This is a genomic window from Streptomyces sp. NPDC017979 (assembly GCF_044328175.1).
Classification (GTDB): Bacteria; Actinomycetota; Actinomycetes; order Streptomycetales; family Streptomycetaceae; genus Streptomyces.
Map to the genome: position 1 here is coordinate 81,706 of NZ_JBIRGU010000021.1, position 9,942 is coordinate 91,647.

Here is a 9,942-nt window from a genome sequence, read left to right on the forward strand (position 1 = left end):
ACCTGACACGGGTGTCAGGTTCAAGTGCGGCGCGGCGGAGGCCGCGCGGCTTGCGGAGGCGTAGGAGGGGACGACGTGCGGATCGGGGAGCTGGCGCTGCGCACCGGCGTGAGCGAGCGTTCGTTGCGCTATTACGAGAAGCGGGGACTGCTGGCGTCCGACCGGACGCCGGGCGGGCACCGAGAGTATCCGGAGCGGGCCGTGGACCGGGTGGTCCACATCCAGGAGCTGTTGGCGGCGGGGTTGAACACGGCGACGATCGCCCAGGTGCTGCCGTGCATGCGGGACTCCGACGGCGGTCCTTCGGCGACGGCCACGCCCCAGCTCGTCCAGTGGCTCACCCAGGAGCGGACCCGGATCAACGGCCTGATCGACGAGTTGGTGCGGTCCCGCGAGGTGCTGGACGAGGTGATCGGCGCGGCGTCGGGCAAGTGAGCGGCTCCGGCCACCTCCGGCGTCTCCGGCGTCTCCGGCGTCTCCGGCGAGGGCGGCGAACGTCTAGGAGCGAATCGCCCACTTTGCCCCGATCTCGCATGCGAGACACGCCACAGGCATGACGACAGGGGCAGCGGGTAGCCGGTGGGCACCACCCGGATGGACTGCCTCCGCTTGCCGGGGCGCCCCCTCCGACGCAACGTCAGAAGCGGAGGGCCGCAGGCTCGTACGAACGGGTGCACCTCACTCGGATGACACCCCCAGCGCGCGCCGCATCTCATATCTGAGATAACCTCCTGCACATGGCAGACGACTACCTCGCACGCATCGGCAAGCTCATTCGTGACGCGCGTCAGCATCGCGGCTGGACACAGAGTCAGCTCGCCGAAGCGCTCGGCACCAGCCAGAGCGCAGTGAACCGCATTGAGCGCGGCAATCAGAACATCAGCCTTGAGATGATCGCCCGCATCGGGGAAGCCCTCGACAGCGAAATCGTCTCCCTCGGCTACGCGGGCCCGATGCATCTGCGCGTCGTCGGCGGCCGTCGGCTCTCCGGTGCCATCGACGTCAAGACGAGCAAGAACGCGTGCGTCGCCCTGCTCTGCGGCTCCCTGCTCAACAAGGGCCGCACCGTGCTGCGCCGCGTCGCACGCATCGAGGAGGTCTACCGTCTGCTGGAGGTGCTCAACTCCATCGGCGTGCGCACCCGCTGGATCAACGAGGGCATGGACCTGGAGATCGTCCCGCCGGCCCAACTCGACCTGGACGCCATCGACGCGGAGGCCGCCCGCCGGACCCGCTCCATCATCATGTTCCTCGGCCCCCTGCTGCACCGCGTGGACAACTTCCGTCTGCCGTACGCGGGCGGCTGCGACCTCGGCACCCGCACGATCGAGCCCCACATGATCGCGCTGCGCCGCTTCGGCCTCGACATCACCGCCACCGAGGGCCTCTACCACGCCCGGGTCGAGCGCACGACCTCCCCCGGCCGGGCCATCGTGCTGACCGAGCGCGGCGACACCGTGACCGAGAACGCCCTGCTGGCCGCGGCCCGCCACGACGGCGTCACCGTGATCCGCAACGCCTCCTCCAACTACATGGTCCAGGACCTGTGCTTCTTCCTGGAGGCCCTCGGCGTACGGGTCGACGGCGTCGGCACCACCACCCTCACCGTGCACGGCGTCCCCAACATCGACGTGGACGTGGACTACTCCCCCTCCGAGGACCCGGTCGAGGCGATGAGCCTGCTGGCCGCCGCGGTGGTGACGGAGTCCGAACTCACCATCCGCCGGGTCCCGATCGAGTTCCTGGAGATCGAGCTGGCCGTGCTGGAGGAGATGGGCCTCGACCACGACCGCTCCACCGAGTACACCGCGGACAACGGCCGCACCCGCCTGATCGACCTGACGGTGCGCCCCTCCAAGCTGGAGGCGCCCATCGACAAGATCCACCCGATGCCGTTCCCCGGCCTCAACATCGACAACGTCCCGTTCTTCGCGGCGATCGCGGCCGTGGCACAGGGCCAGACCCTGATCCACGACTGGGTCTACGACAACCGCGCGATCTATCTCACCGACCTCAACCGCCTCGGCGGCCGCCTCCAACTCCTCGACCCCCACCGCGTCCTGGTCGAAGGCCCCACCCGCTGGCGCGCCGCCGAAATGATGTGCCCCCCGGCCCTGCGCCCGGCCGTGGTGGTCCTCCTCGCGATGATGGCCGCGGAGGGCACGTCCGTGCTGCGGAACGTCTACGTGATCAACCGCGGGTACGAGGAGTTGGCGGAGCGGCTGAACTCGGTGGGGGCGCAGATCGAGATCTTCCGCGACATCTGATGCACGAATACCGCCGCCCCCTCTCTGGCCTGCTGAAGACAGGCCGAGTGGGGGCGCGCGGCGACGAAGCCATCGCCAATCACCTCGGCGTGTCCCCCCGGACCGCCCGCCGCCTGGCCAGCGACCCCATGGAACGCCTCGGTGCACGAAGCAGTTTCGAGGCCGGCGTCCGCTCGGTACAGCAGGGGCGGCTCCCCGCCCACTGATCCGAGGCCACCCCCGCCGTCGCCCCCACCGCCACAGACCAGCGCCATGGCGTCCTGCAACGGCATCCGGGCCTGGGCACGTGAACACGGCTACGGACTCCGCGGCCGCATCCCTGCCGGCATCCACCTTGGACGAGGCGGAGCGGGCCGCGCTGGAAAAGACGGTCCGCGCTGTCACCCGCGCCGGGCTAGTGGCTCGACCGGCGCGACGCCGCTCACCCTCGCTACGCGATCCATGCCTCCCGGCTGTGTCGTGACTGCCTCACCCACCCAGCGGGCACCGGAAGACATCCTCCCCAAGATCGCGGCCATCAGCGGTCCGACGGACGGCGGCTGGTACAGGCTGACTCTGCCGAACCGGCTCGTCCACGCCGACGACCCTCCAATCGCCGCGGAGGCGGTCGACGTCTCTGGGGCACAGAGCCGCGGAATCCCGCGGAACAGCGTCCGTTCCTCGAACGACACAGCTGAGCACCGTCACGTGAACACCCAGCAGCGGAAGGCCCCGGTTGCACGTCACCCCACCGCCCGAGCCGGGGTGGGCCGACAGGGTGGCCGGTAGCGGCCGGTGGGATGGCGTCGGGAGCTCGTGCGGCGCGGTCGGCCACTTGGGCGGGCATGGCCGTGGTAGGTCCGGTGGTCCCTGGACTGGCTGGCGAGCGCATCGCGGCAGGTCGGGCGGCCACCCGGGCTCTGTCGGTGCATGCGAGTGACGATGGCGTCTAAGGCGGAATCACACATTCCCTTATGGGTGTTCCATGCATGAAAAAGTGACAGAAAAAGCTAGGGAATCGACAGGACAGACGTACGGCGAAAAACACATCGGTCAACCTTCTTCCGGCTTTGGTCATTCCTTGCCGCTCCATAGCCTTCGGCTTGCTCTCGCTTGACGCTGTGCGAGGGGGCGGGCCGCCCGCCTCGTCGTCATCCTCAAGGACCCGAGCCCGGTTCATGAGGTCGGCGAGCAACGCACGGTAGAAGGAGTACGGGCATGATCCGCCTTTCCCGGACGCTGTCTTCAGGGTGGTTCGCAGCAGTGGGCGCCACCGCGCTGTTGGGCGCGGTGACGCCCGCGCCGGCCGCGCACGCGGCGCAGCTCGCGTGTGGCCAGACCGTCACGACCAGCGTCGTCCTCACTGCCGATCTGCTCAACTGCCCCGGGGACGGGCTGGTCGTCGGCGGCAGCGGCATCGTCGTCGACCTCAACGGGCACACCGTCGACGGCGTCGGTCTCGGCGTCGGGATCCGCAACGACGGTTTCGACAACACCACCATCACCAACAGCAGCAGCAATCCCGGAGGAATTCAGGACTTCGACTACGGAGTCCAGCTCAACCCCGGCGCCTCGGGGAATGTCGTCGAAGAGCTGACCGTCCAGTTGAACGAAGTTTCCGGCGTCGAACTCAACGGCGCCGGCGGGAACAACCAGGTGCGCAACAACCTCATCGACCGGCAGTCCCAGAGAGGCGTGACGTCGCTCGGCGGAGCGAGCGGAAATGCGATCGCCGGAAACACGATCACCGGGAACCAGGGCGAGGGCGTCTTCGTGCAGGACTCCGCCGACACCCGCATCGAGGGGAACGAGATCACCGGCAGCGGCGACGCCGGGCTGGTGCTGGAGGGCTCCAGCGGGAACACGCTGCTGACCAACACCGTCGGCGGCAGCAGCGACGGCGCCTTCCTCGTACGGCTCGGGTCGAACGACAACCTCATCCAGGGCAACTCCTCCACCCGGAACGCGGACGCAGGGTTGATCGTCTCGGGCTCCAACGGCAACCGCGTCCTGAACAACACCCTTCAGGGCAGCGGCGACAGCGGCATCTTCCTCCAGTCCGCGCACGGCTCGACGATCACCGGCAACGACGTCCGGTTGAACACCGGCGGCATCGAGCTGAGCGACTCCGACAACAACCTGATCCGGTCCAACATCGCGAGCGACACCACCGGGGACGGGATCAGCCTGGAGCTCTCCGTCAACAACGCGCTGGAGTTCAACCAGGCCAACGGGAACAATTCGCGGGGCATCTCCGTCGAAGGGGACGCCGCTGCCGGGTCCGGCAACCGGTTGGTCGGCAACACCGCCGACGACAACAACGGCGACGGCATCCACGTCTCCAAGGCCGTCCACACCCTCCAGGACAACACCGCCCGCAACAACGGCGGCTGGGGCGTCTTCGCGGATCCGGGCAACGTCGACGGCGGAGGCAACCGGGCCGGCGGCAACGGCCAGGCGGCCCAGTGCGCGGGCGTCGTCTGCACGCCGTGACCGCCTTCGGGCCGTGAGGCGCGCCCTCGACGGTCGAGAAGGCCAGACCGCACCCCCACCAACCCTGCACGCACCGCACCGGAGTCGTCACTCTGTGTTCTAGCATCGCGGCGATGGACGCACAGTACGAGTTCGGGATCCTGGGGCCGGTCCACGTCGTGCGGGACGGGCGGGACGTGGTCGTCGGCGCGGTGCAACTGCGCACCGTGCTGGCCGCTTTGCTGGTGGACGCCGACCGGGTGGTCCCCGTGGCTGCGTTGGTGGACCGGCTCTGGGGGGACGGGCCGCCGCACGGCGCGCGGAACGCCGTGCAGAACTACGTCCTTCGCCTGCGTCGCGCCCTCGGGCCCGGCGTCGTGCTGACCGACCGGTGCGGGTACGTGCTGCGGGTCGCGGAGCCGGGCCGGCTGGACGTCCGCGGGTTCGCCTCGCTCGTCACCGAGGGGCGCGCCGCAGCGGGTGAGGGGCGCCCGGAGCGGGCCGCGGAGCTGTTCGACCGGGCGCTCGGGCTGTGGCGGGGCGAGCCGTTGGGGGATCTGCCGGTGGAGCGGTTCCAGGACGTCGTACCCGCACTGCACGAGCAGCACCTGGCCGCCCAGGAGGCGTGGGTCGACGCCGTGTTGGCGTGCGGGCGGCCCGCCGACGCGCTGCCGCGACTGCGGCGGCTGACCGACGGCCACCCCCTGGACGAGCGGTTCTGGGCCCGGCGGATGCTGGCGCTGTACCGGTGCGGTCGGCAGGGGGAGGCGCTGGAGTGCTTCCGCCTGGTGTCCGCGGTGCTCGCCGACGAGTTGGGGATCGACCCGGGCGCCGAACTGAAGGACCTGCACCAGCGGATGCTGACGGCCGCGCCGGACCTCGTACCGACGCCCCGACGGCACGCACTCCTCACGGCCGGCGACCGCGCGCCGTCTTCGGACGCGCCGGGGAACCTGCCCGCCGAGACGACGTCGTTCGTCGGTCGGGAGCACGAGATCGACCGGACGGGCCGGCTGCTGGCGCAGGGCCGGCTGGTGACGTTGACGGGGGTCGGCGGGGTCGGCAAGACCCGGCTCGCGCTACGGACCGCGCGGCGGCTCGCGCCCTCGTTCCCCGACGGGGTCTGGCTGACGGACCTCGCCGCGCTCACGGACCCCGCGCTGTTGGAGCGGGCGGTCGCCGAGTCGCTGGGGCTGCGCGACCAGTCCATGCGGTCGGCGGGCGAGGCGATCGTCGACCGGCTGCACGACCGGCGGCTGCTGCTCGTCCTGGACAACTGCGAGCACCTGGTGGGCGCCGTGGCCGCGCTGGTGCTGCGGCTGCTGCGGGCGGCACCGGAGCTGCGGGTGCTCGCCACCAGCCGCGAACGGCTGTGCGTACCGGGGGAGCACGTGTTGCTCGTACCGTGCCTGACCCTGCGGGACGGGCCGGACGGGACCCCGTGCGAGGCGGTTCGGCTGCTGGTCGACCGATCGGCCGCGAGCGGCGCGCCAGCGTGGGCCGACGAGCGGCGCGCCGCGGCGGCCACCGAGCTGTGCCGGCGTCTCGACGGCATCCCGCTGGCCATCGAACTGGCGGCCGTACGGTTGAGCGCACTGACCGTGGAGGAGGTCTTGGAACGCCTGGAGGACCGCTTCCACCTGCTGTCAGCCCGGCACGAACGCGTGCCGGGCGCCGGCCCGCCGGGCGTCGAACCGTCGGACGTCAGACAGTCGGGCGTCGAGCCGTCCAGCGCCGGGCCGTCGGGCGTCATGGCTGGTCCGGGTCGGTACCGGCACACGCTGCGCGGCGTCATGGACTGGAGCCACGGCCTGTGCACGCCTGCGGAGCGGCTGCTGTGGAGCCGGCTCTCGGTCTTCGTGGGCGGGTTCGACCTGGTGGCCGTCGAGTCCGTGTGCACGGGCGGCGGCATCGCCCGCGCGGCGGTGCTGGACCTCGTCGACGGCCTCGTCCACAAGTCCGTCGTCACGGTCGACCACGGGGACGCCGGCCGTCGGCGGTACGGAAGCACGTCCCGCTACCGACTGCTGGAGACCATCCGTCAGTACGGTGCGGAGCGGCTGCGCGCGGAGGGCGACGCGACCGGGGTGCGCCTGCGGCACTGCGAGTACTACCGGGACCTGGCCGCCCGCGCCGCGGCCGAGTGGTGCGGACCCGACGAGGTCGGCTGGCTGGAGCGGCTGCGGATGGAGCTGCCCAACGTGCGTTCCGCGCTGGACTTCTGCCGTGCCGACCCGGGCCGGGCGCCGACCGGGGCGCAGATCACCGTCGATCTGATGCGGACCCGCGCCTGGTTCTTCGGCAGCACGCTGGGAGAGGCGCGGCACTGGATCGAGAGCCTGTCGGCCCGGTTCCCCGATGCCGCGGGCGGGGCGGGCGGGGCGCCGGCCGTGGTGGTGACGGCGATGAAGACCTTCATCGCGTTGGTCCAGGGTGACCCGGCGGCCACCGCGTACCTGGCGGAGTGTCGTACGGCCGCCCGCGCGGACGGCGCGCCGCAGGCCGCGCCGGTGGAGTACATGACGGGCGTACACGGCCTGCTGGTGCTCAGCGACCCCGCCTCGATCGACCGGCTCGCCCGTGCGCGGGCGGAGTTCGCCGCGGGCGGGCAGTCGGGGGACGCGCACATGGCGACCATGTTCTGGGCCATGGCGACGGCCTTCCTCGGCGGTGGGGACGCCGCCCGTACCGCCTGCGCCGCGTACGTCGCGGAGGCGCAGGCGGCAGGTGCCGAATGGGCGCTGACCTGGGCGCAGTGGTGCACCGGGCTCACCGAGCTCCTGCACGGGGACCCGCGCCTGGCCCTCGCTCCGCTGTGCGACGCACTCGTCCGGCAGCGGGCCGTGGACGACAACTGGGGTCCCGCGTGGAGCCTGGAGACGCTGGCCTGGACGCTGGGCGCGCTCGGCCGGCACCGGGAGGCGGTCGTCGTCCTCGGTGCGGCCCGTCGCCACCGGCAGGTCACGGGGGCGCAACTGACGGGGCTCCACCCGTTCGCCGCGCTGCACGCCCGTACGCGATCCGTCGTACGGGAGCACCTGTCGGCCGGCGCGTACGCCGACGCCTGGGAGCGGGGCGCCGGGGACGGGGACGGCATCGCGCTGGCGCTGAACATCGCGTACGAGGTGGGTGAGGTCGGTGAGGCGTGCGAGGCGGAAGGGGTACGGGTCGCGGGCGTACGGGCGGCGGAGTGACCGGGGTGTGACCGGGCGGAGAGCGCGTATCGGAAGGCTGCTGTGCGGGACCTCGGAAGGTACCCACCCGGTCTGGTGCGCCCCACCCGGGCCGTCGCGACCTGCGACGACTCGGTACGGAACGGCACACGGCACCGGCAGCACGGCCTGCGGCCGACCGCGTGCCGAAGACCGGGAGACGAACGACGCGAACAGGAGCCCCATGCTTACACCTCACTCCGTCCGAACCGCCTTCGGCTCGACGGCGCTCGCCTGCGCCCTCCTCCTGGGCACCGGCGGCACGGCCGTCGCGAGCACCTTCCTCAGTTGGGCGGGGCCGCAGAACACCGGGAGCGCCAGGGAGCTGCACGCGTGCGGCTGCCACAACATCGACCCCGGCCACAAGGCCGCCTACCGCTTCACGTACACCGGCCAGTCCGCCGCGATGTACAACGACTCCGACTGCCGGGGAGTGGTGCACCACACCTTCCGGGGCAGTCAGGAGAGCCGGGACCCGTTCGGCTGGAAGAGCATCTTCTTCCACTGCTGAGGGCTGAGGCCGCGGGCCGGCGGACGCGCTCAGCGGACCGTCCGCCCGCCTGCGGCCGGGGGCCGCCCGAGGGGGGATCGGAAGGGAATCACAGGGGGATCAACGGTCGTGCCGTAACGCGGCACGCGACGGAGCCGGGCGTCGGCCGGATCGGAATCGGTCTGGTCACACCGGCTCCTCTTCTGTGCCCCCGCACCTTTTGAGTCCCCTTGGATCCCCGCTGGACCAGCGCTTGGAACGCCGTTTGGATTTCGCCGAGGCTATGGCTCGCGACGACCTGCGGTGAACCTCCGACGGGACCACTCCGGGTCGATTCGGTCCCCGAGGAGGAGACGGTGGGACGCCGGACCTCCTCCCATCGGCGGAGGGTCACTGCGCTCCACCAGCGGGGGGACCCCGCATCGTCGACCCCCTCCCATTGAAGGAGAAGGGCGGAAGTCTCGCCGGTGGGATGATTTACAGCTTTCAGATCCCGCGTCTAGCGTCAGTGGGCATCGATCTTGGGCCGGCACCCCCGCAGCCGGTACGGGATCGGGCAGGGCGCCCCCGACGAGTTCCAGTACCCGGGACTGGTCTCATCTCCCGCACGCCGACGAAGTGCTCGTGCGTCCCGCCTCCGATGGCTCCGACCGGAACAGAACGCTTCACGTGGGAGACCTACATCATGACGAGTGAACACGAGCCCCTGGCACCCCGCGAAGAGCTCCTTTGCCGGCTCTTTGCCGAAGTGCTCAAGCGACCCGAAGTATCCGCCGACGAAGGGTTCTTCGCCCTCGGCGGAGACAGCATCTCCGCGGTCGGTCTGGTCGGTCTGGCTCGGGAGGCCGGACTGGAATTCACTCGGCGCGAGATCTTCCTGCACCCTTCGCCCGCCCAGTTGGCCGCCGTCGTCCGAGAGGTGGCACCGCCCGAGGAATCGACGGCGGACTCCCATGGTGAGGAAGCCGGGTCCGGGGCCGCGGACACCCCGCTCATCTCGCTTTCCCAAGCCGAACTCGACGACATCGAACGACAACTCGGCTGACCTCCGCGCGCCTGGTGGATCGTCGCTGGCGATCCGCCGGACATTGCCGTGCGCGCTTCCCCTGGACCGTTCCACTCAGCCGGCACCCGGCACCACAGCGGGCTGAGCCCATTTTCATGCGCATGCAGCAGCAGCCGTCCTCGGTGGTCCGTCCATCGAGGGGACGGGCGCTGCCTCCTGACCCATTCCAGAAACAAGGACACCAGAGGGAGCGGATTCATGAAGCCGGGAATCTTGGACGTGTTGCCGTTGGCGCCGTTGCAGGAGGGCCTGCTCTTCCACGCCCAATACGACGACCAGAACACCCCCGACGTCTACATCGTCCAAGTCGCCCTACAACTCCAAGGCCCCCTCGACCCCACCCGCCTCAACACCGCAGCCAAAACCGTCCTCAACCGCCACCCCCACCTCACCGCCTGCTTCCTCACCCGACCCAACGGACAACCCATCCAAGTCATCCCCACCCACTACCAACTC

7 protein-coding genes are annotated in these 9,942 nt (G+C 70.7%); all 7 read left to right on the forward strand.

The features are described 5' to 3' along the window. Positions 1-75: 75 nt before the first annotated feature. Entirely contained in the window at positions 76-435 is a 360-nt protein-coding gene (locus ACH4E8_RS33935) for a MerR family transcriptional regulator (protein ID WP_398455458.1), read from the forward strand. Between the two features lie 302 nt (positions 436-737). After that, complete coding sequence (locus tag ACH4E8_RS33940) at positions 738-2,267, forward strand: helix-turn-helix domain-containing protein (RefSeq protein ID WP_398455459.1); 1,530 nt, start codon at positions 738-740, stop codon at positions 2,265-2,267. Between the two features lie 1,197 nt (positions 2,268-3,464). Continuing rightward, positions 3,465-4,739: a nitrous oxide reductase family maturation protein NosD gene (locus ACH4E8_RS33945; RefSeq protein ID WP_398455460.1), complete on the forward strand. Its 1,275-nt coding sequence runs from the start codon at positions 3,465-3,467 to the stop codon at positions 4,737-4,739. Positions 4,740-4,852: 113 nt separating this feature from the next. After that, positions 4,853-7,912: a BTAD domain-containing putative transcriptional regulator gene (locus tag ACH4E8_RS33950; protein WP_398455461.1), complete on the forward strand. Its 3,060-nt coding sequence runs from the start codon at positions 4,853-4,855 to the stop codon at positions 7,910-7,912. 202 nt (positions 7,913-8,114) lie between these two features. Further along, positions 8,115-8,441, forward strand: coding sequence for a MiAMP1 family antimicrobial peptide (locus ACH4E8_RS33955; protein WP_398455463.1), 327 nt, complete (start codon positions 8,115-8,117; stop codon positions 8,439-8,441). Between the two features lie 619 nt (positions 8,442-9,060). Then, positions 9,061-9,465 (forward strand): phosphopantetheine-binding protein, encoded by a 405-nt coding sequence (locus ACH4E8_RS33960; RefSeq protein WP_398455464.1) that lies wholly within the window; start codon positions 9,061-9,063, stop codon positions 9,463-9,465. A gap of 219 nt (positions 9,466-9,684) precedes the next feature. Beyond that, positions 9,685-9,942, forward strand: a 258-nt coding sequence (locus tag ACH4E8_RS33965; RefSeq protein ID WP_398455466.1) for a condensation domain-containing protein, incomplete at its 3' end; no start/stop codon positions are given.

What these genes read in the sequence shown, in the direction of transcription:
- ACH4E8_RS33940 (WP_398455459.1), top strand. Translation starts at nt 738, where the DNA reads ATGGCAGACGACTACCTCGCACGCATCGGCAAGCTCATTCGTGACGCG.
- ACH4E8_RS33945 (WP_398455460.1), top strand. Translation starts at nt 3,465, where the DNA reads ATGATCCGCCTTTCCCGGACGCTGTCTTCAGGGTGGTTCGCAGCAGTG.
- ACH4E8_RS33950 (WP_398455461.1), top strand. Translation starts at nt 4,853, where the DNA reads ATGGACGCACAGTACGAGTTCGGGATCCTGGGGCCGGTCCACGTCGTG.
- ACH4E8_RS33955 (WP_398455463.1), top strand. Translation starts at nt 8,115, where the DNA reads ATGCTTACACCTCACTCCGTCCGAACCGCCTTCGGCTCGACGGCGCTC.
- ACH4E8_RS33960 (WP_398455464.1), top strand. Translation starts at nt 9,061, where the DNA reads ATGGCTCCGACCGGAACAGAACGCTTCACGTGGGAGACCTACATCATG.